The organism is Microbacterium oleivorans (assembly GCF_001691565.1).
Classification (GTDB): Bacteria; Actinomycetota; Actinomycetes; order Actinomycetales; family Microbacteriaceae; genus Microbacterium; species Microbacterium oleivorans_B.
In genome coordinates, this window is sequence record NZ_MAYO01000003.1 from 177,640 (window position 1) to 201,102 (window position 23,463).

At 71.7% G+C, this 23,463-nt stretch carries 17 protein-coding genes and 1 pseudogene; 9 read left to right on the top strand and 9 right to left on the bottom strand.

From position 1 onward, the window contains the following. Positions 1–47 precede the first annotated feature (47 nt). Entirely contained in the window at positions 48–758 is a 711-nt protein-coding gene (locus BBA86_RS03545; RefSeq protein WP_065570318.1) for a general stress protein, read from the top strand. Then, on the top strand, positions 755–1,426 hold the full coding sequence (locus BBA86_RS03550) for an alpha/beta family hydrolase (RefSeq protein ID WP_065570319.1): 672 nt from the start codon (positions 755–757) through the stop codon (positions 1,424–1,426). The genes BBA86_RS03545 and BBA86_RS03550 overlap by 4 nt, the downstream gene beginning before the upstream one ends. On the opposite strand, the gene BBA86_RS03555 is transcribed toward BBA86_RS03550, so the two are convergent. The 3 genes from BBA86_RS03555 to BBA86_RS03565 are packed head-to-tail and all read right to left on the bottom strand — an operon-like array spanning position 1,408 to position 5,660. After that, positions 1,408–3,186: a gamma-glutamyltransferase family protein gene (locus BBA86_RS03555; RefSeq protein ID WP_065570320.1), complete on the bottom strand. Its 1,779-nt coding sequence runs from the start codon at positions 3,184–3,186 to the stop codon at positions 1,408–1,410. The two genes, BBA86_RS03550 and BBA86_RS03555, sit on opposite strands and share 19 nt — an antisense overlap. A 10-nt stretch (positions 3,187–3,196) precedes the next feature. Further along, the gene (locus BBA86_RS03560) at positions 3,197–4,615 is read right to left on the bottom strand and encodes an aminopeptidase P family protein (protein ID WP_065570321.1); all 1,419 of its coding nucleotides are present in this window, start codon (positions 4,613–4,615) and stop codon (positions 3,197–3,199) included. A gap of 31 nt (positions 4,616–4,646) precedes the next feature. Beyond that, positions 4,647–5,660, bottom strand: a complete 1,014-nt coding sequence (locus tag BBA86_RS03565) for an endonuclease/exonuclease/phosphatase family protein (RefSeq protein ID WP_065570322.1) — start codon at positions 5,658–5,660, stop codon at positions 4,647–4,649. A gap of 56 nt (positions 5,661–5,716) precedes the next feature. Here BBA86_RS03565 and BBA86_RS03570 point away from each other — a divergent pair, with 56 nt between their 5' ends. After that, a complete protein-coding gene (locus BBA86_RS03570; protein ID WP_065570323.1) occupies positions 5,717–6,592 on the top strand; it encodes a PHP domain-containing protein in 876 nt (291 codons plus the stop codon). Positions 6,593–6,604: 12 nt separating this feature from the next. On the opposite strand, the gene BBA86_RS03575 is transcribed toward BBA86_RS03570, so the two are convergent. Further along, positions 6,605–8,125: a DEAD/DEAH box helicase gene (locus tag BBA86_RS03575; protein WP_065570324.1), complete on the bottom strand. Its 1,521-nt coding sequence runs from the start codon at positions 8,123–8,125 to the stop codon at positions 6,605–6,607. A gap of 144 nt (positions 8,126–8,269) precedes the next feature. Between BBA86_RS03575 and BBA86_RS03580 the strand changes: the two genes are divergently transcribed. Next, positions 8,270–9,004 carry a ferritin-like fold-containing protein gene (locus tag BBA86_RS03580; RefSeq protein ID WP_065570325.1) on the top strand — a complete coding sequence of 245 codons (735 nt, stop codon included), beginning with the start codon at positions 8,270–8,272 and terminating at the stop codon, positions 9,002–9,004. Positions 9,005–9,020: 16 nt separating this feature from the next. Here BBA86_RS03580 and BBA86_RS03585 read toward each other — a convergent pair whose 3' ends face one another. Both BBA86_RS03585 and BBA86_RS03590 read right to left on the bottom strand, forming a co-directional pair. After that, positions 9,021–9,311, bottom strand: coding sequence for a hypothetical protein (locus BBA86_RS03585; protein ID WP_065570326.1), 291 nt, complete (start codon positions 9,309–9,311; stop codon positions 9,021–9,023). A gap of 1 nt (position 9,312) precedes the next feature. Then, the gene (locus BBA86_RS03590; protein ID WP_065570327.1) at positions 9,313–9,534 is read right to left on the bottom strand and encodes a DUF3107 domain-containing protein; all 222 of its coding nucleotides are present in this window, start codon (positions 9,532–9,534) and stop codon (positions 9,313–9,315) included. A 166-nt stretch (positions 9,535–9,700) separates the two neighbouring features. Here BBA86_RS03590 and BBA86_RS03595 point away from each other — a divergent pair, with 166 nt between their 5' ends. Both BBA86_RS03595 and BBA86_RS03600 read left to right on the top strand, forming a co-directional pair. Further along, positions 9,701–12,778, top strand: a complete 3,078-nt coding sequence (locus tag BBA86_RS03595) for an ATP-dependent helicase (RefSeq protein ID WP_065572165.1) — start codon at positions 9,701–9,703, stop codon at positions 12,776–12,778. Then, positions 12,775–16,056, top strand: a complete 3,282-nt coding sequence (locus BBA86_RS03600; RefSeq protein ID WP_065570328.1) for an ATP-dependent DNA helicase — start codon at positions 12,775–12,777, stop codon at positions 16,054–16,056. Before BBA86_RS03595 ends, BBA86_RS03600 begins: the two co-directional genes overlap by 4 nt. Positions 16,057–16,086: 30 nt before the next feature. On the opposite strand, the gene BBA86_RS03605 is transcribed toward BBA86_RS03600, so the two are convergent. Continuing rightward, complete coding sequence (locus BBA86_RS03605; protein WP_223247017.1) at positions 16,087–17,316, bottom strand: phosphotransferase; 1,230 nt, start codon at positions 17,314–17,316, stop codon at positions 16,087–16,089. Between the two features lie 64 nt (positions 17,317–17,380). Between BBA86_RS03605 and nudC the strand changes: the two genes are divergently transcribed. Together nudC and BBA86_RS03615 are read left to right on the top strand one after the other, a co-directional pair. Further along, positions 17,381–18,283 (top strand): NAD(+) diphosphatase, encoded by a 903-nt coding sequence (nudC, locus tag BBA86_RS03610; RefSeq protein WP_065570330.1) that lies wholly within the window; start codon positions 17,381–17,383, stop codon positions 18,281–18,283. Further along, the gene (locus tag BBA86_RS03615; RefSeq protein ID WP_065570331.1) at positions 18,280–19,992 is read left to right on the top strand and encodes an ATP-dependent helicase; all 1,713 of its coding nucleotides are present in this window, start codon (positions 18,280–18,282) and stop codon (positions 19,990–19,992) included. Before nudC ends, BBA86_RS03615 begins: the two co-directional genes overlap by 4 nt. Before the next feature lie 16 nt (positions 19,993–20,008). Here BBA86_RS03615 and BBA86_RS14755 read toward each other — a convergent pair. Both BBA86_RS14755 and BBA86_RS03630 read right to left on the bottom strand, forming a co-directional pair. Continuing rightward, a pseudogene (locus tag BBA86_RS14755) lies at positions 20,009–20,683 on the bottom strand (hypothetical protein); the annotation flags it as partial. 98 nt (positions 20,684–20,781) lie between these two features. After that, positions 20,782–22,197, bottom strand: coding sequence for a zinc-dependent metalloprotease (locus BBA86_RS03630; protein WP_065570334.1), 1,416 nt, complete (start codon positions 22,195–22,197; stop codon positions 20,782–20,784). Between the two features lie 126 nt (positions 22,198–22,323). On the opposite strand from BBA86_RS03630, the gene BBA86_RS03635 reads away from it, so the two are divergent. Further along, a complete protein-coding gene (locus BBA86_RS03635) occupies positions 22,324–23,448 on the top strand; it encodes a PDZ domain-containing protein (RefSeq protein ID WP_065570335.1) in 1,125 nt (374 codons plus the stop codon). Positions 23,449–23,463 lie beyond the last annotated feature (15 nt).

Here is a 23,463-nt window from a genome sequence, read left to right on the forward strand (position 1 = left end):
TCGCGGTTCCTGCGCCCACGCAAAGACCGCCGTGCGAGACTGAGCGCATGAGCATGATGGGCGGGGCCCCCAAGGAACACGGCGCGACGGTCGCGGAGTACACGGCGTACGAGGCGGCGCAGAAGGCCGTCTCGACTTTGATCGCGGCCGATGTCCCTGCGCAGGACATCGCGATCGTCGGGCGCGGTCTACGTTCGGTCGAGCGTGTGACGGGGCGTCTCGGCTACGCGACCGCTGCGCGCTCCGGCGCGATCAACGGTGTGCTCCTCGGACTGCTCTTCGCCGCGATCTTCGTCCTCGGCAGCCCGGGAGCCGTCCTCCAACTCTTCGTCGGCGTCATGCTCGTCGGGATCGCCCTGGGCATGCTGCTGAGCATCATCAGCTACTCCATTCTCCGGCGTCGGCGCGACTTCACGTCCGTGACCCAGGTGATCGCCGATCACTACGACGTCACCGTCCTGCCGCGCAGCATCGGCCGCGCGAAGCAGCTGCTCGGCGCTCCCGCCGCTCCCTCCGCGCCGCCGGCCCGGCCCATCGATCCCGCTGAACCGCCGCGGTACGGCGAACGCGTCACCCCGGGTGCGCCGCAGCCTCAGGCGGGCGAGCGGGTCGACCCCGCTCCGACACCCGCGGCGGGCGAGCGGGTCGACCCGTCCGAGCCGCCCCGCTACGGCGAGCGCGTCGATCCCGCTCCGGCGCCCCCTGCTCTCCCGCCGCAGGGGGGCGAGAGCTCGACAGGTCCCGACCCGCAGCGATGATCCCGGTCGCCCTGCCCTCGGGCGGGGTCGAGCTCGGCGCGTGGGTCGATGACGCCGACGACCCGATCGGCGTGATCGCCCTCGCCCACGGAGCCGGCGCCGGGCACGAGCACCCGTTCCTCGACGGCGTCGCGCAGGCCTGGAGCGCCGCGGGCTTCACGACGGTCCGGTTCGATTTCCCCTACCGGCACGCGGGCAGACGGATGCCGGGTCCCGCCGCCCACGCCATCGAGACCTGGTCCGCCGTCGAGAGCTTCTGCCGGAGGGTGCTCCCCGGCATCCCGTTCGTCGCGGCGGGAAAGTCCTACGGCGGTCGCATGGCGTCGGTGGCGGCGGCGGAGGGACGGATCGCTCCGGAGGCGCTCGTCTACCTCGGCTACCCGCTCCATCCGCCGGGGCGCCCCGAGAACGCCCGTACCTCGCACCTTCCGTCCGTCGCCGCGCCTCAGCTGTTCCTCGCCGGGACGAAGGATCCGTTCCTCCAGCCGCTCGCCGACCTCGAGGCCGCCGCCGCGTCCTGCCAGGTCGCGGACGTCCGCTGGATCGAGGGCGGCGGGCACTCGTTCGAGGTGGCGGGGACCAAGCTCCCCGCGCACGAGGTGGGTGCGGCCACCGCGCACGTCGCCCTGCCGTGGCTCGCGGAGCGACTTCAGCGTCCGGCTGCGTAGCCCTGAACGCCGCGCGGGTTCGCGGCTGCCCACAGGATGCCGGTGCTGCCGTCTCTTCCGACGGCCGAGAGCCGGCCGAGCGACCAATCCCCGGCAGGCGTCACGCGGTGTCCGCGCCGGGCGAGTCCGTCGAGGACCCGCTCGCCCAGTCGGTTTTCGGCGGCGATGCCCGTCGGGTCCCAGGTCCTCGGCCAGAACGAGTCGACCATCGCCGCCGTGTGCAGCGTCGGGGCGTCGATCGCCTGCTGCGCGGAGTATCCGCCGACGAACATCCGGAGCAGCATCGGCAGCTGCCACTGATCCTGCTGGTCGCCGCCGGGGGTCCCCAGAGCGATGCGGGTGGTCCCGTCGTGGACGAGCGTGGGCGAGAGCGTCGTCCGCGGCCGGTGACCGGGACGGAGGGCCGCAGGCGACGCCTCGTCGAGCCAGCACATCTGCAGCCGCGTACCGAGGCAGAACCCCAGTGACGGGATGGCGGGGGAGGACTGCAGCCAGCCGCCCGACGGCGTGACCGAGATGATGTTGCCCCATCGGTCGACGACGTCGATGTGGCAGGTGTCGCCGCGCGTGTCGCCCGTGCGCGCGACGGTGGGCTCGCCGGTGCCGACCGCGGCCTCGGCCTCTCGTCGCAGCGGCGGGCGCCAGGGGACGGCTCCAGCACGCGTCGCAGGTCGCCACGTGGATGAGGCGCGGTCGCCGATCTCGGCCCGGCGGGCGGTGACCACAGCGTCGGCGAGGAGGGGCGTGGCGTCCGCACCCTCGCCGAAGTAGGCATCGCGATCTGCGAGGACGAGCTTCAGCACCTCGATGAGCGTGTGCGCGCCGTCCACCGACGAGGGGTCGAGACGTTCGTCCGCGAGCGGCTCGAGGATGCGGAGCGCCTCGAGGAGCGCCGGGCCCTGGGACCAGGCATCCGCTTTGAAGACCGTGCGGCCGCGGAAACCCACGGCCAACGGCGTCTCGTAGCGCGCCGGTGGGTCGGCGAGGTCGGCCGGAGTGAGGACGGCGGCGTGGTCTCTCCCGCTGGAGTGCCGATGGGGGCGGGCGAGGAACGCGCAGGCGTCCGCGAGCAGGTGACGCCATTCCGTCCGGGCGGCGTCGATCCGCGCGCGACGCTCGTCGGCGGGGTCGCCGGCCGTGGCGAGGCGCCGCAGCACGCCGGCGTAGGCCGGGTTCCGGTGGCGTGCGCCCGGCGTCGGGAGCTCGCCGTCCGACAGCCACAGCTGCGCCGACGACGTCCAGTGATCGCGGAACAGGTCGGCGACCCGACCGATGGTCGCGGCCGCGGCGGGGAGGAGCGGATGCCCCTCCTCGGCGTACCCGATCGCGTAGGACACGACGTCGGAGACGGTCCACGTGCCGTGGTCGCGGAGCAGGAGCAGCCAGGCATCGACGGCAGCGGGGATCGCAGCCGCCAACCCGCCGGCGCCCGGGACGAGATCGAGCCCCTCCGCGGCGAAATGGTCGATCGTGGCCCCGGCCGGCGCAGTCCCCTGGCCCATGAGGACCGTCGGAGCGGCGGCATCCGCAGGCTGGAACAGGCCGACGAGGTCGCCGCCGGGACCGTTCAGATGCGGTTCGACGAGATGCAGCACGAAGCCGCCGGCGCAGGCCGCGTCGAACGCGTTGCCACCGCGCTCGAGGACGGCCTGCGCGACGGCGGTCGCCGTGGCATGGGTGGATGCCGCCATCCCGAACGTCCCCATGAGCTGGGGCCTCGTCGTGAAGGCGGACGGCGGCGTGTACCCCGTCGTCGTCATCGACGCGATCTCAGGCCCGAGCGCGGGCGATCCACGCCTCGATCTCGTCCGCTGTGCGCGGGATGTCGGCCGACAGGTTCACGGGCCCGTCCGCCGTCATGAGGATGTCGTCCTCGATGCGCACACCGATGCCCCGGTACTCCTCGGGAACGGTGAGGTCGTCGATCTGGAAGTAGAGGCCCGGTTCGATCGTGAAGACCATGCCGGGCTCGAGCTCGCCGTCGTAGTACATCTCACGGCGGGCCTCGGCGCAATCGTGGACGTCGATGCCGAGATGGTGGCTCGTCCCGTGCACCATGTAGCGGCGGTGCTGCCCGCCGCGGTCGACGTCGAGCGCCTCCTCGGCGGTCACGGGGAGCAGGCCCCACTCGGCCGTGCGCGTCGCGATGACCTCCATAGCCGCCTCATGGATGGTGCGGAACTTCACGCCCGGACGCGCCGCCGCGAACGCGGCGTCCGCCGCCTCGCGAACCGTCTCGTAGATGCGTCGCTGGACGGCGGAGAAGGTCCCCGAGACGGGAAGGGTGCGGGTGATGTCCGCTGTGTAGAGGCTATCGACCTCGACACCCGCGTCGATCAGGACGAGGTCGCCCGGGACGACGGCACCGTCGTTGCGCGTCCAGTGCAGGTAGCACGCGTGCGGTCCCGAGGCGGCGATCGTGTCATACCCCTCGCCGTTGCCGTCGGTACGGGCGCGGAGGTGGAACACGCCTTCGATCGCCCGCTCGCCGCGCGGCGTGTCGATGATGCGGGGAAGCTCGGCGACGATGTCGTCGAATCCCCGTCCGGTCGCCTCGACCGCGAGGCGCATCTGCGCGATCTCGTACGGGTCCTTGACGAGGCGCATCTCGGACACGAACCGTGTCAGCTCGTCGTCGACCTCGACGGTCCGATCGCGATCGGAGTCCTGGAACGCGTCGATGTGCGCTGTCGGGACGCCGAGCTCGGCTGCGACTTCGTCGAGCGAGGGCCGCGGTCCGATCCAGAACTCGCCGATCGCAGCGTCGGCGTAGAACTCGGTCGTCGTCCGGTCGGCGCGCTCGCGCAGGTACAGGGTCACGTCGTGCCCGCCGTCGACCGGCTCGAAGACGAGGACGGAATCGGGGACCGCGTCCGCCCCCCACCCGGTGAGGTGGGAGAACGCGGAGTGGGCGCGGAAGGGGTAGTCGGTGTCGTTGGAGCGCTGCTTGAACGAGCCCGCGGGGATGACCAGCCGCGAGCCCGGGAAGGCGGCGGAGAGAGCAGCGCGGCGTGCGGCCGCGTAAGGGGCCTCCGCCCGCTGCGAGGGGCGCGACGCGGGCCGTTCCGCCCAGCCCGTCGAGATCGAGTCCAGGAAGCCGGCGGGGAAGGGCTGCTTGCGATTGGTCGTCGCTGCGGCCGGGGTCTCAGGGGTCTCCGTTGCGATCGTGTCGCGCTCATCGGTGGTCATCGTCCCAGTCTCCCACCGACCGCCCGAGACGTCAGCCCACCGGCTCCAACTGCACGATGACGGGACGGTGGTCGCTGCCCGACCCGTCGAGGGAGGTCACGACAACCGATCCCGTCGCTCGCCAGGCATCCGTCGACATGACGTGGTCGATGGGAGCGCCCAGGAGAGACGGCCAACCGGTGTCCCACGTGCCGACGGCACCGGTCCCCGTGGCGGACGCGGCATCGTGGCAGCGGCCGAGGGTCCCGCCATCGGTGCCGAGCCGACTCATGTGATCGACGGTCGCATTGAAGTCTCCGGCGAGGATCACATCAGGGCTCGCGCACTGATCCGCGACCCAGCGGAGGTCGCTCCGCCAATGATCCATGTCGTTCGGCCTCGGCGCGACGGCGTGCACGGCGACGATCGTCGGTCCCTTCCCGTCGACGGGCATCGCGACCACGCTCGGGACGACCGAGGTGTTGCGGGTTCCCGCCGAATCCGACGTCACGACGGCGTAGTCGCCGAGATCGGGGGAGATGAGGAGCGTCGTGTACGTGGCATCCCACCCCTGGTAGTTCTCCTCGTGCACCCACATCGGGTTGCCGCGCTCACGCATCGCGACGGCGATCGCCTTGCCCGTCTTCTCCGTCGTCTCGGGGAGCGCGACGACGTCGACATCCATCGCGATGGCGGTCTGCACGATCGCGTCGACGTCGGTCGCCTCGCCCGCGGTGTTCCACGTCATGACGCGGATGCTGTCGGCGGTGGGTTCGGGGAGTCCCGACGTCCCGAGACCGCGGAAGGCGAGGATGCCGACGTTCGCCGCGCAGGCGAGGATGCCGATCATCGCCAGGCCCGCTCCGAAGCCCCGCGTGCGGCGCCCGAGGCAGATCAGGAGGCCGAGGAGGGCGAGGGCGGCGAAGCCGACCGCGACGACGGGGCGGAGGGAGACGAGCTGCGCGATCGGGAATGTCTGCTCGAGGCGGAAGAACTGCGGCCAGGTGAGGATGGCGGCACCGATGGCGGCGGCGATCGTGATGAGGATCCCCGTCAGTCGCAGCACACCACGACACTAAGCGGGCAGGCTGGGGAGTTTCTGCGCGCGGTACGCTCGTCACCATGTCCGCCGGGTCGCATGATTCCTTCGCCCCCCACGGGCCGGGAGACCTGCACCTGCATTCGGATCATTCCGACGGGACCGAGCCGCCGTCCGCCGTCATGGCCGCAGCGCACCGTCACGGCATCCGGACCGCGGCCCTCACCGATCACGACACGACATCGGGCTGGGCCGAGGCCGCCGACGCCGCCGTGTCGCTCGGAATGTCCTTCCTCCCGGGCATGGAACTGTCGGCGCGCCACGAATGGCGCAGCGTTCACGTCCTCGCCTACCTGGTCGACCCGGAGAACGCGGACCTGCGAGCACTGACCGATCGCATCCGGGAGTCCCGCCTCACGCGCGCACGGACCATGGCCGATCGGATCGGTCGAGACTACGACCTCACGTGGGAGGACATCGAGGAGCAGACCGCGGAGGGCGCCACCGTCGGACGTCCCCACATCGCAGACGCGCTCGTCGCTCGCGGGCACGTCCGCGACCGCGGCGAGGCATTCGGCGGCATCCTGTCACCGGCCAGCGAGTATTACGTCGCTCTCTACGCTCCGGATCCCGTGACCGCCGTCGCCGCCGTCTCGGCCGCCGGCGGCGTGCCGGTGATCGCCCATCCGGCCGGGCGGGCCGGACTGCTGCCCACCCGGATCGTCCGGGGCATGCTCGGTGCGGGCCTCGCGGGGTTCGAACTCGGCCACCGCGAGAACGCGGAGCCCGCTCTCGGCGAGCTTCGTCGCCTCGTCGCCGATCGGGGCCTGATCGCCACCGGATCGAGCGACTATCACGGTCGCGGCAAGCCGAACATCCCCGGCGAGAACACGACGTCCGAGGAGATGATCGACCGGATCGTCGCGCTCGGGACGGGGAGCTCGCTCGTCACGCCCTAGCGGGGCGCGAGCTCAGGCGCCCGCGGCGGGTGCGCCCGAGCCGGACCCGCCGCGACGGCGCCGACGGCGACGTGCGGGAGCGGGCTTGCCGTCGTGGTGCTCCTTGCCGGAGCCGTCGTGGGTACCCGCTCCGTCGACCGTGCGGTCGGCGGCATCGGCCGACGTGGGAGCGGAACCGGATGCCGACGCCTCGCCGTCGGCGGCGAACGTCGAGCCGACCTTGGCCTCGTCCGCACCTGAGCGGCGACGACGGCGGCGGCGGGTACCGGCATCCGTCGACTGCTCCGCGGCGGCATCGGCAGCACGTGCCGGGGCGGCCGAGGAGCGCGCGGGAGCAGCCTTCGGGGCTGTCGCGATGCGGCCTTTCGTCCCGGCGGGGATGTCGAGGTCCTCGAACAGGTGGGGGCTCGACGAGTAGGTCTCGAGGGGTTCGGGCTGGCCGAAGTCGAGAGCCCGGTTGATGAGGGCCCACTTGTGGAGGTCGTCCCAGTCGACGAACGTCACCGCGATGCCGGTCTTACCGGCACGGCCGGTGCGGCCGGCGCGGTGCAGATAGGTCTGCTCGTCGTCGGGGATCGTGTGGTTGATGACGTGGGTCACGTCGTCCACGTCGATACCGCGGGCGGCGACGTCGGTCGCGATGAGGACGTCGCGCTTGCCCGCCTTGAAGGCGGCCATCGAGCGCTCGCGCGCCTCCTGGCTCATGTCGCCGTGGACGGCGCCGGCGCTGAAGCCACGGTCGCTGAGCTCGTCGACGAGTCGCTGGGCGGCCCGCTTGGTGCGCGTGAAGATGACGGTCTTGCCGCGGCCCTCGGCCTGCAGGATACGAGCGATGACCTCGTCCTTGTCGAGCGAGTGCGCCCGGTAGACGAGGTGCTTGATGTTGGCCTGCGTGAGGCCCTCGTCGGGGTCGCTCGCGCGGATGTGGATCGGGTTCGACATGAAGCGTCGGGCGAGCGCGACGATCGGGCCCGGCATGGTGGCCGAGTACAGCATCGTGTGGCGGACCGGCGCGACTTTCTGGAAGATCTTCTCGATGTCGGGGAGGAACCCGAGGTCGAGCATCTTGTCGGCCTCGTCCAGGACGACCTCGGTCGCGTGCGACAGATCGAGCAGACGCTGGTTGTTGAGGTCGATGAGGCGCCCCGGGGTGCCGACGACGATCTGCGCGCCCGCCTTGAGCTGATCGATCTGACCCTCGTAGGCCTTGCCGCCGTAGATGGCGACGACGCTCGTGGCGCGCCCCGAAGTCAGCATGTCCATGTCCTCGTAGACCTGGACGGCGAGCTCGCGCGTCGGAACGACGATCAGCGCCTTGACGCCGGGCTCGGGGGTGAGGCCGAGGCGCTGGACGACGGGGATGCCGAAGCCGAAGGTCTTGCCGGTACCGGTCTTCGCCTGGCCGATGATGTCCTGGCCGGGAAGGCCGAGGGGGATGGTCTGCTCCTGGATGGGGAACGTGTCGACGATTCCCTTGGCGGCGAGGGTGTCGACGATGTCCTGGTCGACGCCGAGCTCTGCGAACGTGGTCATGCTTTTCCGTGCCTGTCTGACGGTGAGATGCCGCCGTGATGAGGGTCCACGCCCTTCACTCAGCCCCAGGCGCGGGGTCCCGATCCGACGCCGGGACGGAGCCATCCTACCGGAGCGGTCCCTCCCGCCCCGTAGGCTGGGCGCGTGGTGAGGTGGTTCTGGCAGCGACGGCGACCCCCCGGGCGCATCCTGCGGTTGCGTTCCCGCGATGAGGCGAGCGACGTTCGTCGTGTCGACTTCCAGCAGCTCGCGCCCGACGTGGCCACGTATCTCGGGCAGGCGGCCTACCTCCAGCTCGGATACGCCGAGACGCTCAGCTCGGTCATCGAGCGGAGCCCCGAGCTCTCCCACAAGGAATCGCTCTCGCGGGCCACCGGCGCTGCGCTGTTCAAGCACCAGGCGCTGGTCGAGCTCATCCGCGACCGGGGCGACGACCCGCTCGAGCTGATGCTCCCGTTCCGAGAACCCCTCGACGCCTTCCGGCGGGCGACCCACGGGGTGCGTCCGCTCGAGACCATGCTCACCGTGCACGTCACGGCGGGCCTGCTCGACGACTTCTACCTGTCCCTTTCGGGGAGCTACGGCGAGACGGGCCGCCGCGCGGCGGCGATCCTCCGAGCGGATGCCGACCGCTCACCGCTCGTGGCGATCGTCTCCGACGCCATCTCGACCGACGACGAGCTGCGCTCACTGCTGAGCCTGTGGGGCCGGCGCCTGGTGGGCGACACGCTCCTCGTGGCGAGGAGCGCTCTTCGTCCACGGACCACGGATCGACCCGGCGCGCTCGACCAGGACGACGAGAAGCAGGTCGAGCCCGTCTTCACCCAGCTCTTGGGCGCCCACTCGCGGCGCATGACGAGTATCGGACTCGACGCCTGACCGTGCCGAGTCGTGCTCAGGCGATGCCGAGGTCGCGGCGGGTGCGGGCGTCCCGTGCGGCCCGCGCACGCGACGCGAGAAGCAGGACGATCGGGGTGACGATGACAGGGACGGCGATGCTCGTCAGCCAGATCCAGCCCGTGTCGGGGCCCATGCCGGCCCAGGTCATCGCGGTCCAGGTCCCGGCCCCGAGCAGGGAGCCGAGGATCGGCGCCGCGGCCACGCCGCGCAGCGAACGGAGCGGCAGCGCGTAGTGCGCGGCTGCTCCGGCGATCGCTCCGAAGACGAGCGCCAGGACGACGAGCATGTCAGGCGACGAAGCCCACGCGACGGGACTGGTCGGTGCCGACCTCGACGAAGGTGATGCCCGCCGTCGGGATGAGGTAGGTCGCGCCCTTCGCATCGGCGAGGGTCACGTAGTTCGCGCCGCTGTCGAGCGCCGCGATGACCGTCTGCTTCACAGCCTCGGCGGTCTCGTTCGAATCGAAGCCGAGCTCGCGCGAGTTGGCGATGCCGATGCGGATCTCCACGGTGATGCCTGCCTTTCCGGGCCCGGGTCTCCGGGCGCGTCTCGAGCCTACGACACGGGCTCGGGCACCGGATGCGGGTGGCTGCTCGCTGTCGGCGAACGATCCCGCCCCCGGCGCGCGGGCTCTCGTGACACTGGTGTCGGCGGCGACGGTTAGCGTGGACCGCATGCCCGCCGCGCCCTCCCGACCCGACCCGGCGCAGGACGCGGTGATCGCCCTCCCCGAGGCGGCTTCCGGCGTCGTGATCGGCGCGCCGGGCACGGGGAAGACGGCGACCCTCGTGCGTCGCGTCGTCGCGCTCATCGACGGGGGGATGACGCCGGAGCAGCTGCTCGTGCTGACACCGACCCGGACCGCGGCGACCGGGTTGCGCGATCGCCTCGCTGTCGGCGTCGGCGTCGCGACGAGCGGTCCGCTGGCCCGGTCCGTGGCGGCCTTCGCCTACCAGGCGGTGCGCGCTCACGCCGTACACAGCGGTGAGGAGCCTCCGCAGCTTCTGACGGGCCCGGATGAGGACCGCATCATCGGAGACCTCCTCGCCGGCGACGCCGAAGACGAGCAGCACGCGCCGTCTCGGTGGCCCGAGTGGCTGCCCCCTGACATCCGATCGACGTCCGGGCTCCGCGCCGAGATCCGTGCCTTCCTCGCGGAGATGACGACGCTCGGCATCGAACCGGGCGAGCTCGCCGCGCGCGCGAGCGCGACGGATCGACCGGTGTGGGCGTCGCTGGCGTCGTTCGCCCGGGAGTACCGCGCCGTCCGCGCACGCATGCGCGGAGCGCATCGGGATGCGGCCGGTCTGGTGCGTGAGGCGGTGGGGCTCCTTCGCGACGCTCCGGCCGGCTCGCCCGCTCTGGGGTCGGTCGCCGGCCTGCGCGCGATCCTCGTCGACGACGCGCAGGAGCTGACTCTCGGTGGAGTGGAGTTGCTCGAGGCCTGCCGGATGCGTGGCATCGCCGTCCTCGCCTTCGGCGATCCCGACGTCGGCTCGGGGTCGTTCCGAGGCGCCCACCCCGAGAACTTCGCCCGCCTCGCCACGACGACGTATGTCCTCGACCGGGTGCACCGCGGGACGGCGGCGCACCGAGACCTCACGGCACAGGTCACCTCGCGCATCGGGGCGGCGGGGCTCGTCGCGCACCGGCATCCACCCGTCGGGGTCGACCCGGATGAGAGCGTCCGCGCATTCACGCTGCGATCCGGGGCCGAGGAGTTCGATGTGATAGCCCGCCTCCTGCGGGAGCGTCACGTCCACGACGGGGTCCGCTGGGAGGACTGCGCGGTCATCGCGCACGACTCGCGCCAGGTGACGGCCCTGGAGGCCGAGCTGTCGGCTCGCGACGTCCCCACCGCCGCTGTCGGTCCCGCCCGCGCCCTCGCCGAGACGGTGATCGTCCGGGAGCTGCTGCGGACCGTCGATCTCGCGGCGATACCGCTGGAAGAGCGCACCGACGACGACGTCCTCGACGCGCTGGTGGGCGGGGGCCTCGATCCGGTGGAACTGCGTCGCCTGCGCGCCGCGCTCCGACACGAGGAGCTGCGACGCGGGGGCGAGCGATCTGCGCGGGATCTGCTCGCGTCGGGGATGCGTCATCCGATCGAGTTCGACGTCGTCGACACCCCCGAGGCGCGCCGGGCCGCGCGCGTGGCGCGCACGCTCGGCGACCTGGGGGAGCAGCTGCAGACCGGCGCGACCGCGCACGAGCTCCTCTGGACCGTGTGGGAGCAGCGAGGCCTCGAACGCCAGCTGCGTTCCCTCGCCGACGGCCAGGGATCGCTGGCGGACGGCGCCCGGCGGGACCTGGACGCCGTCGTCGCCCTGTTCGAGGCTGCCAAGCGTCACGGGGAGCGCGAGGACGGCACCGCGCCGATCGACTATCTGCGGGCGCTGCTGCACTCGGAGATCGCGGAGGACCGCCTGCGGACCGGCACAGTGACGAGCGGAGTCCAGATCTCCACGCCGGCTGCCGCTCTCGGACTCGAGTTCGACACCGTCATCATCGCAGGGGTGCAAGACGGGGTGTGGCCGAACCTCCGGCTGCGCGGCAGCCTCCTCGAGACCGCTCGGCTCGCCGAGGAGGACACGGATCTCGACACGGCGGATCGACGCCGCGCGGTTCTGTACGACGAGCTCCGACTCTTCGCGCGTGCGGTTTCGCGGGCGCGGTCCCGGCTCGTCGTGACCGCGGTGGACGACGACGACTCCGGGCCCAGCGTCCTGTTCGAGCTGCTGCCTCCCGCCCGGCCGGCTCCTCGGTCGGCTGAGCATCCGCTCACGCTGAGGGGTCTCGTCGCGGCCCACCGCCGGACGCTCACGGACCCGCGAAGTGCGGAGCCGGTGCGGGCGGATGCGGCGGGGCAGCTCGCGTTGCTGGCCGGCGCCGGTGTTCCCGGCGCAGACCCTTCGCAGTGGTACGGGCTCGCCGAGCCGACCTCTACGGCCCCCATTCGAGACCTCGACGCGGCGCCGCTGCGCATCTCACCCTCGCGCATCCACGCACTCGAGCAGTGTCAGCTCGACTGGGTCATCGGCGATCTGGGCGGCGACCCGGGAACCGCGGTCGCGGGACTCGGCACCCTCCTGCACGCGGCCCTGGAACGTGCGGAGACGGGAGATGTCGAGACGCTGTGGGCATTCGTCCAGGACGGGTGGTCCCAGCTCGAGTTCGACGCCGCGTGGATCGACGAAGCCGAGCGCCGTCGCGCCCGCGACCTCGTCGAGAGACTGGCCGCGTACCTCCGCGACATCGAACGGGACGGCACCGCCCTCGTGGGTGCGGAGCCGCACTTCGAGGTCGCGCTGCCGGTTCCGGATGCCGCGCATCCGGCGATCCTCTCGGGCTACATCGACCGGGTCGAGCGGACGCGGGACGGCCGCGTCGTCATCGTCGATCTGAAGACGGGGCGGTACGAGCCGACGGGCGACAAGGCCGCCGAGGAGAACCCGCAACTGGCCGCGTACCAATTGGCGTTCGAGCGCGGGGCGATCCCCGAGGTGGCCGGCGCCGAGCCGGGCGGGGCGAAGCTCCTCGTCCTGAAGGGAACGCGGAACGCCCCTTACGCGCAGCCGCGACAGGAACCGTTCGACGACGAGACGCGGGCGGCGTTCCTTTCCCGCGTCGACGAGGCGGTGCGCGTGATGCGAGGTACCTCGTTCATCGCGCCCTTCGAAGAGCACTGCCGCGACGACCACACCCGCGGACTCTGCCGCATTCACACGATCGGACCGGTGAGTTCTGCGTGAGCGCCTCCGTCATCAGCCCTGAAGCCGTCGCGGCGGCGCTCGGGCAGTTCCCCCCGACGGTCGAGCAGTCCGCCGTCATCTCGGCGCCGCTCTCTCCGGCGCTCGTCGTCGCGGGCGCCGGGAGCGGCAAGACGGAGACGATGGCCGGTCGCGTCGTGTGGCTCGTCGCCAACGGCCTGGTCCGTCGGGATGAGGTGCTCGGGCTGACCTTCACCCGCAAAGCCGCGGGGGAGCTGGCGGAACGCATCGGGTCACGGCTGCGTCGCCTGGCGGAGTTCGAGAGTCGGGGACTCCTCCCGCAGCTCGAGGCTCTGCACGCCGACGGTCGTCTCGCCGTCTTCGGGGAGCTCGAGCGCTCGGGGGCGCCCGAGAGCGCCCGCCGCGCGGCGCTCGACGCCCTCGCCCCCGAGAGCGCGAGCCCGGCCGCGGGGGACGCGTTGCTCGAGCGGCCCGCCGTTTCGACCTACAACAGTTTCGCCGACGCCATCGTGCGCGAGAACGCGGTCCGGATCGGCCGCGACGCCGAGGCTGTCGTCCTCAGCGAGTCCGCGGCGTGGCTCCTCATGCGCCAGGTCGTGCTGTCCTCCGACGACCCGCGCCTGCCCGAACGCCCCGAGCGGCCCTCGACGATCATCGACGCGGCCCTGCGGATCGCGCGGGACAGCGTCGACAACCTCGTCGGTCTCGCGGATCTCGACGCCTTCGCTGAGGCGTTCCAGGACGTCCTCGAGCGGCCGAGTGAGCGCGCCGGGACGACCGTGTACGCGGACGTCCGGACGGCGGCCGAGAAGGTGTCGGGGCTCACCGTCCTCACTGCTCTCGCTCGCACCTACGACGCCGAGAAGCGCCGGCGCGGCCTCATCGACTTCTCCGACCAGGTCGCCGGAGCTCTGGAGGTCGTCCGCACGCATCCGTCCGTGGCCGACGAGGTGAGGCAGCGGTACCGGGTGGTCCTCCTGGACGAGTACCAGGACACCTCCGTCGTCCAGACGGATCTGCTGGCCGCCCTGTTCCGGGGGACGGCGGTCATGGCCGTCGGGGATCCGCATCAGTCGATCTACGGATGGCGCGGCGCCAGTGCGGGCAACCTCGGTGACTTCGCGCGCTCCTTCGATCCGGATGCCGGGGCTCGCACGTATTCGCTTCTCACGAGCTGGCGCAACGGCGTCGACGTCCTCCGGGCCGCGGGTGCGGTTCTCGAGCCTCTCGAGGCGCCCGTCGAGGTCGGCGCGCTCCGCCCCCGCCCGGGGGCGCCCGCGGGACGCGTCGACATCGTCGTCGAAGACGACGTGGACGCCGAAGCCGACGCCGTCGCGGAGTGGTTCCGCGCCGTGCGCGAGGAGCGGCATCGAACCGGACGGCAGACCACGGCGGCCGTCCTCGTGCGGAGCAAGAAGCACATGATCAGGTTCGCGGACGCGCTGGGGCGGCGCGGCATCCCGCACCGGATCCTCGGACTGGGCGGACTCCTCTCGACCCCGGAGGTGGTCGACGTGGTCGCCGCGCTGCGGGTCATCAGCGACCCGCGAGCGGGATCCGCCCTCATCCGGTTGCTCGCCGGGCCGAGGTGGGCGGTCGGGCTCGCCGATCTCAAAGAGCTCGCTCACGTGGCCGCACGGCTGGTCCGTCACGACACGGCGCTCCAGCCGTTGCCACCCGAGCTCGCAGAGACGATCCGCTCCTCGGCGGGAGACGAGGGCGGATCGCTCATCGCGGCTCTCGACTTCGTTTCCCGTCAGAAGCCCGATCACGGCTGGCTCAGCGGTTTCACCCCGGCGGCACGGACCCGGCTGCGGGAGGCGGGTGCCGTGTTCGCAGGACTGCGGCGCGCCGCGGGTCTTCCGATCCCCGAGCTCGTCCGGCTCATCGAGGCGGAACTGCGTCTGGACATCGAGCTCGCAGCGAACGAGTCGCGGGGACCGGCCCGGACGGCCTCGGATCAGCTTCGTGCCTTCATCGACGAACTCCACGGTTTCCTCCAGACCGACGAGCGCGGTTCGCTGTCGAGTCTGCTCGCCTGGTTGGACCGCGCCGAGCGCATCGACGAGTTCGCACCGCGCACCGAGCCGCCCGAGGAGGACGTCGTTCAGTTGCTGACGATCCACGGCTCGAAGGGCCTGGAGTGGGACGCCGTGGCGGTCGTCCGCGGTGTCGAGGAGGAGCTGCCTGCTCGACTGCAGGATGCGAAGGGCTGGCTGGGGTTCGGCGTGCTGCCATACTCTTTCCGGGGTGACAGGGACTGGCTGCCCGAGCTCAGATGGCGCGCGCATGACGCGCCCACCCAGCAGGACCTGAAGGCCGCACTCGTGTCGTTCACCGAGGGGATCCGCGACCGCCACCTGGCGGAGGAGCGCCGGCTCGCGTACGTCGCCGTCACGCGAGCACGCGAGCACCTCTTGCTCGCCGCGTCGCCGTGGGCGGGAACCAAGAAGCCGCGCCGGGTGAGCCGGTTCGTGACCGAGATCGCAGCGGAGCTCGAGATCCCGCTTCCCGAGACCGAGGTCCCGGACAATCCCTACGACGGTGCGCGAGCCACCCTCGAATGGCCCATCGATCCGCTCGGCGCGCGTGCCGCGAGGGTCCGGAATGCGGCCGCACGTGTGCGGACGGCTATCGGCTCCGCCCCGGCGACGCCGACGCGCGACCTCGAGCTCCTCCTCGCCGAACGGGCGGCGCGGGCTGCCGGCCAGGAGCGCGTGGCCCCCACCCGCATCCCCGCATCACGGTTCAAGGACTTCGTCGCCGACTACGACGCGGCCGCGACGGCGGTCTCGCGTCCGCTGCCGGAACGGCCCTACCGTCAGACGAGGCTCGGCACACTGTTCCACTCCTGGGTCGAGCAGCGATCCGGTCTGGTGGGTAGGGCCCGGTCCGCCGATGATGTGCTGTGGGATGACGACGAGGACGGCGGATCCGTGTCGGCGGCGGACGCCGACGCGCTCGACCGGCTGCGCGAGGCCTTCCTCTCCTCCGAGTGGGGTCCGCTGCAGCCGATCGAGGTCGAGACCGAGATCGACTTCGTCGACCCCGACGCCCTCGGCGACGGGCGCCCGCACATCGTCATCTGCAAGCTCGATGCCGTCTACCGGCGCGGGGACCGCATCGAGATCGTCGATTGGAAGACCGGTCGACCCCCACGGACGGCAGCTGAACGAACCGAGCGGATGCTGCAGCTCGAGCTGTACCGACGGGCATACCACGCGAAGCACGCGGTCCCGCTGGACATGATCGACGTCGCCCTCTTCTACGTCGCCGACGGCCTCGTTCTGCGGGCCTGACCGGGGCGCAGGATCAGCGGCCGATGCGGCTCAGGCTGTTCCCGTCCAGCGGCGGAGCGCGTTCTTGGCCGCGTCGTCGGGGTCGCGCTCCTCGGCGGCCGGCGCGTCCTCGGCGCCGGGCCAGTCGCTGAACTCGATCGGCTCGGTCTCCTCATCGGTTCGGGATGCCGCCGGTTCCGGCGCCTCGTCCTCGTAGCCGTCGAGCATGCCGGGGTCGTAGGCGTCGGTCTGCATCGACGTGTCGATGGCGTCCGCGGTCGCGGCGGGCACGCGGCCGATCGCCGCGATCGCGTCGTCGACGCTCACCGTCCCCGATCCGATCGGCGGCTCGTCGCGGACGCTCTCGTCGAGAGAGGTGAGGAGGGCGACGGCATCCGTCATCACCGACTCGGATGCGGACTCGTGCCCGTGCACGAGCCACTTCGCGAACTCGAGTTCGGCGTGCAGGCGAGCCCGCTCGGCGAGCATGGTGTCGGGTGAGCGTCCGGCGGCCGCGGAGTATGCGGCGATGACGTCCGAGGCGGCATCGGGAGCGCTGGCGATCCAGCGGAGGTCCTCGGCGGGATCCCCGACGCTCAGTCCGCCCCACGACAGCAGCCCGTCGACGGTCGGCACCCCGTCGACGTCGGTCAGGGTGAAGGCAGCGGGGTCGACGCCGCCGAGGACGACCGTCGGCTCGACATTCCACAGGCCGTCGAGCGCGATGGCACGGCTCCACCTCCGCAGGAGCCCGAACGGCAGGCGGCCGGTCGCCTCGGCACGATCGAGGAGGCGTTCGGTGTCGGACCGGACCTGCGCGGCCGTCCGGGAGGGCAACCCCGCGCTCTGGACGATCGAGGTCGGGAGATCGTGGATGCCGGCGATCGCTGTCGCGATGGCCGTCGCGACGCCGCGACCCGCCGGGATGTGGGCGGCGTCGACGCGGTATCCCGCCAAGTGGGTTTCGACGCGCGCGGTGCGGCCCTCGATGCTCGATCGCCCCAGGATCTCGGGGGCGCGGAACGGGAGCATCGCGCGTACCCCCGCCGTCAGCGCCGCGAGCGCGGCGGCCTCCCGTGAGGCGTCGGCTTCGGCCTCATCGCTCTCCGGGACGCGGACCACGAGGCGTGTGCCGTCGTCGAGGTGGACGAGAGCGGTGTCGTACCGTCCGCCGGCCCCCTCGCTCAGGCGTCCCGCCGCGGTGATGCTCGTGCGCACGCCCGAAGCCTGCGAGAGAGCTGCCGTCGCCGCCGCGGCTAGAGTGAGAGGAGAGCGTGCCATGCCCCCCAGGGTAGGCGGGGCCCGCCGCAGCGCATTCGCGCCACGCCCGCAAGAGAGGTCCTCGATGACGACGAAGGACGTCCCGCCGCCACTGGCTCGAGCGGTCATCGACCGTGCAGCCGACGAGCGGCTCGACGAAGGTCTGCTCACCCGCATCCAGCAGGACGCCGACACCCGGGTGCTGCTGCTGCACGGCGATCGCGCCCCGCTCGACGGGCACTTCGCGCTCCAGTGGCTCAGCCCCGATGCCGTCCCCGGTGACGCCGTCTGGGCGTTCCTCGGTCGAGACGCGAAAGCGCGTGCCGTCGCCCTGGCTGCACTGCCCGCCTCGGCTGGCGAACCCGCCGTGAACGCGGCGGAGTGGGGCAGCCTGCGCGTGATCGGCGGGGACCTCGATCCCGACGACGCCGGGCGCGTCGTCCAGGGGCTGAGCCTCGCGCGTTGGCTGCTCGACGCGCCGTTCTGCCCGGCCTGCGGCGGAGCGACCGAGATCCAGCAGGCGGGCTGGTCCCGGCGATGCGTCGTCTGCGGGCGACAGCACTTCCCGCGGACGGATCCCGCCGTCATCGTGGCCGTCGCCAGCGCCGACGGTGAGCGCCTCCTGCTCGGGCGCAACGCCGCCTGGGGGGACATTCCGGTGTACTCGACGTTCGCCGGCTTCGTCGAGGCGGGGGAGTCTCTCGAGACGACCGTCGAGCGGGAGGTAGCCGAAGAGGCGGGCGTGCGCCTGGACCGGATCGTCTACCGCGGATCGCAGGCGTGGCCGTATCCGCGCTCGCTCATGCTCGGGTTCACGGCCTACGCCGTCGCCGATGACGAGGCGCGTCCCGACGGGGAGGAGATCCTCGACGTCCGCTGGTTCACGCGTGCTGAGATCCGCGAGGCTCTCGCGGGCCGAGCTGACGTCCGGCTCCCGGGGTCCGCGTCCATCGCTCGGAGCCTGATCCTGCGGTGGGTGGGGGAGTGAGCGCAGACCCTCTCGCCGATCTCGACGACCGCCAGCGCGAGGCGGCGAGCACGCTCCGCGGCCACGTGTGCGTCTTGGCCGGCGCAGGCACCGGGAAGACGCGCGTCATCACGCATCGCATCGCCCACGGCGTCGACACCGGCGCCTACTCGCCCCAGCGCGTCATGGCGGTCACGTTCACGACGAAGGCTGCCGGCGAGCTACGCGGACGGCTGCGGGCGCTCGGCGTGGAGGGCGTCGCGGCGCGCACCTTCCACGCGGCTGCACTCGCGCAACTGAACTTCTTCTGGCCGCAGGTCGCCGGCGACACCGCCCCGGCGATCGTCGACAGCAAGGTCCGCCTCCTCTCGCACGCCGCCGACGGGATCGGGCTCCGCCTCGATGCGTCGACGCTCCGTGACGTCGCCTCGCAGATCGAATGGCGCAAGGTCACGATGCGATCGATCGAGGACTACGCGCAGGCGCGGCCGGGCGGCATCCCGGGGCTCTCGATCGATCCCCTCGTGGGCCTGCAGCGCGCGTACGAGAAGCTGAAGGACGAGCGGCGTCAGCTCGACTTCGAGGACGTCCTCCTCGCGTGCGCCGGGATGATCGAGTCCGAGCCTCGCGTCGCGACCGCGGTGCACGAGCAGTACCGCCACTTCACGGTGGACGAGTACCAAGACGTCTCGCCGGTCCAGCACCGCCTGCTCCAGCTGTGGCTCGGCGACCGCAAGGATCTGTGCGTCGTCGGGGATGCGAGTCAGACCATCTATTCCTTCGCGGGCGCCGACCCGCGGTATCTGCTCGAGTTCGCCGAGCGCGACGACGACGTGACCGTGGTCCGTCTGGAACGCAACTACCGATCGGATGCCGCGGTCCTGGCGGTCGCGAACGAACTCATGCGCGGGCGGCCCGGCGCGCTCCAGCTCGTGACGCCCGCGCCCGCCGGTCCCGCTCCCGAGGTCACGTCCTACGACGATGACGCCGCCGAGGCCGATGGCATCGCCGATCGGATCGCCGCGCAGCTGAAGGCGGGCATCGACCCGCACGACATCGCCGTCCTGTACCGGTTGAACGCCCAGTCGGCGCCGCTCCTGGCCGCGCTCTCGTCCCGCGGCATTCCGGCGACGGTGCTGGGCGGCAAGAGGTTCTGGGACCTCCCCGAGGTCCGCCAGGCACTCCTGGCCCTGCGCGGTGCGTCGGTCGCGCCGCTGTCCGGATCGTTCATCGCGACGGTCCGCGACGTGCTGCGCTCGCTCGGTTTGACGGACGAGGCACCCCCCGCGGGCGGCGCGCTCCGCGACGCGTGGGAGGCCCGTGCGGCGGTCCTCCGTCTGGCTGAGGAGGCACCGGAGGGGACGACCCTCCGCGGCTTCACGGATGAGCTGACCGCCCGCGCCAAGGCGCAGCACGAGCCGGCGATGCGCACGGTGACGCTGGCCACACTCCACGCCGCCAAGGGGCTGGAGTGGGCGCACGTGCATCTGATGGGACTGAGCGAGGGTCTGCTGCCGATCTCCTACGCGTCGACCTTCGAGCAGATCGACGAGGAACGACGTCTCACGTACGTCGGGGTCACGCGGGCCGCGCGAACGCTGTCGTTGTCATGGGCGCAGCGCTCGGGGAATCGGGAGCGTCAGCGGTCCAGATTCCTTCAGGAGATCGGCAGAGGCACGATCCGTGAGGGCGGTGCTCGCGGAGCTCGCGCCGGTCGTCCGTCGCGCTGACCACGATCGATCGCCCGACGTCCCTCGTTCGGAGCATCCGAGCGGCGAGGGCGGCTGCCTCGACGAGCAGCAGAGGATCCGTCGGGACGGACGGGCGGGCGAGCAGCTGAGCGGCGACGAGCGGCCATTCCGCATCACGTTCTCGCCGCTCGGCATGGACGCACGCGAGGCAGGCCGTCTCGCCGGGGATGACCAACGGCCCGACCACGACCCGGTCGCCGGACAGTTCGATCGGTAGGTGCGGAACGTCGTCGGCCGTCAGGCGTGCGGCGCGATGCGGGTCGACCAGGCGCGCGGCGACGAGGACGATCGGGGCACGCCCGGGTGGCAGAGCCCACCGCGCGCAGTCCGCCAGGGTCAGCCCCGCGCCCGCCATCCCCACCAGGAGGGTCCGCTCATCCTCGTGCCCGAGATCTGCCGGGAGCTCCACCCGGACGCGGGGGCTCGCGGTCTCGTCCGTCGCGAGCGAGCCCTCGATGCGGCGGAGGAACGCCGCGGCCTCGACATCGCTCGCGCCGAGTTCCCGCGCGAGCGGCCCGAGGCGCGCGTCCGGAATGCCGCTGACGAGCTCATCGAGAAGACGCTCCTGCCACGGATGCAGTCCCGTCAGGAGCCTCTTGTCGTCGATCCCGAGTTGAACACTCGTCGGTGTCCGCCAGAGCGGTGGATGCGAGGGGGCGAGGCGCAGCATGCCGCGATTCTGTCGATGACCGTGGCGCTGCGGGCAGCCCCTCCACAGTCACCGGGACCGTGATCCGTGGCGGGGTGCCTGTGGAGGAGGCTGTCGGCTCAGACCGGGCGCGGGCCGGTCGGGCCGTCGTCGCCCGACTCGTCACCCGTGGGGGATTCGTCGGCGGTGCCGTCTGCTCCGGCTTCCTCGTCGAGGAGCGCGGCGAGGGCGTCGTCGAACGCGTCGCGCTCAGGCTCCTCGCCCCGCTGGCGAGCCTGGAGACGGACGATCAGACCGGCCGGGTCGTCGATGTCCTCGGCCGTCGGCATCAGGTCGGGGTAGTCCCACAGTCCGTCGCGGACAGCCGGGCCGACGGCATCCGTCACGGCTCGCCACATCGCGGCGGCTTCGCGCAGGCGACGGGGCCGCAACTCCAGGCCGACGAGCGAGGCCATCGCCTGCTCGCCGGGACCGCCGACGGCGCGACGACGGCGCACCGCCTCGGCGATGCGATCTGCTGCCGGAACCCGCGTCGTGGCGTCCGCGGTCACGACGTCGACCCATCCCTCGATCGTGGCGAGGAGGTTCTCCAGTCGAGTGAGGGCGGCGACCTGAGCCTCGGAACGCTGGGGGAGGAGGGCACCGCTCTCGATCGCGGCCTTCAGCTCTTCGGGGGCGGACGGGTCGAAACGCGAGGCGAGGTCTTCGAGCGCATCCGTGTCCACATGGACGCCCCGGGCGAAGTCCGTCACCTGCGAGATCACGTGCAGGCGCAGCCACCGCGCGTGACGGAAGAGGCGGGCGTGGGCGAGTTCGCGGGTCGCGAGGACGAGCGCGAGCTGGTCCTCCTCGATCTCGAGATCGCGTCCGAAATCGGCGAAGTTCTGCGGCAGGATGGCCGCGGCGCCCGTGGGCATGAGAGGGATGCCGACGTCCCCGCCGCTGACGACCTCGAGGGAGAGCTTGCCGATGACCGAGCCCAGTTGGCCGGCGAACAGCGCGCCGCCCATGCGACGCATCAGCCGGCCGGCCCCCTGGATCGCCGGACGCATCTCCTCGGGGGTCTGCGACTCGAGCGCCGCCATGAGGGCGTCGCTGATCGAGGTCGCCACCGGCTCCGCGAGCTCCTGCCACACCGGCAGCGTGGCCTCGACCCACTGGCCTCGGGTGATGGGGTGCGGGGTGGAAGCGAGTTCGGCAATCCCCGTCACCTCGCTCAACCACAGCGACGCGAGGGCGAACGCCTGATCGAACTCCGTGCGGGCGCCGGAGCTGATGCCGAGGCCGTCACGGTTAGCGATGTGCAGAGCCTGCGTCTTCGCGGCGGACCAATCGAGGCCGTCGTCGTCGCCGTCCGCCGACATGGCGGCCTGGAACTGGCGCATGATGTTCTGCATCATGGCGGGGTCGATGCCCATGCTCGAGAGCTGGCGGAGCTGTTCGGGATCGATCCCTCCCTGTCCTCCCAGCATGCGCCGCAGCATCTCGGCGAAATCGTCGTCGCCGGGGAGCTCGTCGTCCGCAGGATCGGTCATGTCAGGCGCCTTTCAGCAGGGGGGAGACGTCTCGTTCTACGCTAGTGGCAGGTTTTCTCCGCCCGGTCCGAGCGGGAGATGTCCCGTGTACGCCGGTCGCGAACGAGCGCCGGAGGAAGGACCAGCGTGTCGTTTTTCACGCCTGCACCCGAGCGCGTCGAGCCGCGCAGTTCGCCCCGCTCTCGCCGCTTCGCCGCCGGCGTCTGGGCGCTCGTCGTCGCGCTCGTCGCACTTCTCGTCCTGAGCTTCCTCCCGACCGGCTACGTCATCCAGCGGCAGGGGCCCGTGGTCAACACCCTCGGGACCGCCGAGAACGCCGATGGCAAGGACGTCCCGCTGATCTCGGTGTCGGGAGCGAAGACGTACCCGACAACCGGTGCCCTCGACCTCACGACGGTCCAGGTTGTCGGCAACCGCGAGCAGACCCCCTCGTGGTTCGAACTCGCTCTCGCCTGGTTCGACCCCGCCGAAGCGGTGCTTCCCGTCGACAGCATCTTCCCGGCGGGGACGACGACGGAGCAGCGGAACGAGGAGAACGCCGCGCTGATGGTCGATTCCCAGAAGGAAGCAACGGCCGCAGCCCTCACTGAGCTCGGCTACACGGTCCGTGAGCACGTCGGGGTGGGGGCCCTCCCGAAGGACTCTCCGGCGACGGGGATCCTTCAGGTGGGTGATGAGATCGTCTCCGCCGCCGGGACGAAGATCACCGACACCGCGCAACTGCGCTCCGTGATCAACGACGGTGAGGGTGACCCCGTCGATCTCGTGGTCCGTCGTGGCGGAGAGGAGCGTCCCGTCACGATCACGCCCGTCCGCACGGAATCGACGGACGGCCCGGTCTGGATCATCGGGATCACCACCGAGCGCGACTTCGACTTCCCGATCGACGTGACGATCCAGCTCGACCGGATCGGGGGACCGAGCGCGGGACAGATGTTCGCCCTGGGCATCATCGACACGCTCACCCCCGGGGAGCTCAACGGCGGGAAGCAGGTCGCCGGTACCGGGACGATCGACTCGGCCGGCACGATCGGTCCGATCGGAGGCATCCGGCAGAAGCTCTACGGTGCACGGGATGCCGGTGCGACGTACTTCCTCGCCCCGAAGGAGAACTGCAACGAGGTCGTCGGACACGTCCCCAGCGGTCTCCGTGTGATCCCCGTCTCGAAGCTCGACGAGTCGCTCGCGGCGCTCGACGCGATCCGCACCGGCTCCGGGGTCGACGATCTGCCGGTCTGCACTGCCCGCTGACCGCGGCACCCCCTG

Coding starts and splice junctions, on each gene's coding strand:
- BBA86_RS03545 (WP_065570318.1), top strand. CDS start 48: ATGAGCATGATGGGCGGGGCCCCCAAGGAACACGGCGCGACGGTCGCG.
- BBA86_RS03550 (WP_065570319.1), top strand. CDS start 755: ATGATCCCGGTCGCCCTGCCCTCGGGCGGGGTCGAGCTCGGCGCGTGG.
- BBA86_RS03555 (WP_065570320.1), bottom strand. CDS start 3,186: ATGACGACGACGGGGTACACGCCGCCGTCCGCCTTCACGACGAGGCCC.
- BBA86_RS03560 (WP_065570321.1), bottom strand. CDS start 4,615: ATGACCACCGATGAGCGCGACACGATCGCAACGGAGACCCCTGAGACC.
- BBA86_RS03570 (WP_065570323.1), top strand. CDS start 5,717: ATGTCCGCCGGGTCGCATGATTCCTTCGCCCCCCACGGGCCGGGAGAC.
- BBA86_RS03575 (WP_065570324.1), bottom strand. CDS start 8,125: ATGACCACGTTCGCAGAGCTCGGCGTCGACCAGGACATCGTCGACACC.
- BBA86_RS03585 (WP_065570326.1), bottom strand. CDS start 9,311: ATGCTCGTCGTCCTGGCGCTCGTCTTCGGAGCGATCGCCGGAGCAGCC.
- BBA86_RS03595 (WP_065572165.1), top strand. CDS start 9,701: ATGCCCGCCGCGCCCTCCCGACCCGACCCGGCGCAGGACGCGGTGATC.
- BBA86_RS03605 (WP_223247017.1), bottom strand. CDS start 17,316: ATGGCACGCTCTCCTCTCACTCTAGCCGCGGCGGCGACGGCAGCTCTC.
- nudC (WP_065570330.1), top strand. CDS start 17,381: ATGACGACGAAGGACGTCCCGCCGCCACTGGCTCGAGCGGTCATCGAC.
- BBA86_RS03630 (WP_065570334.1), bottom strand. CDS start 22,197: ATGACCGATCCTGCGGACGACGAGCTCCCCGGCGACGACGATTTCGCC.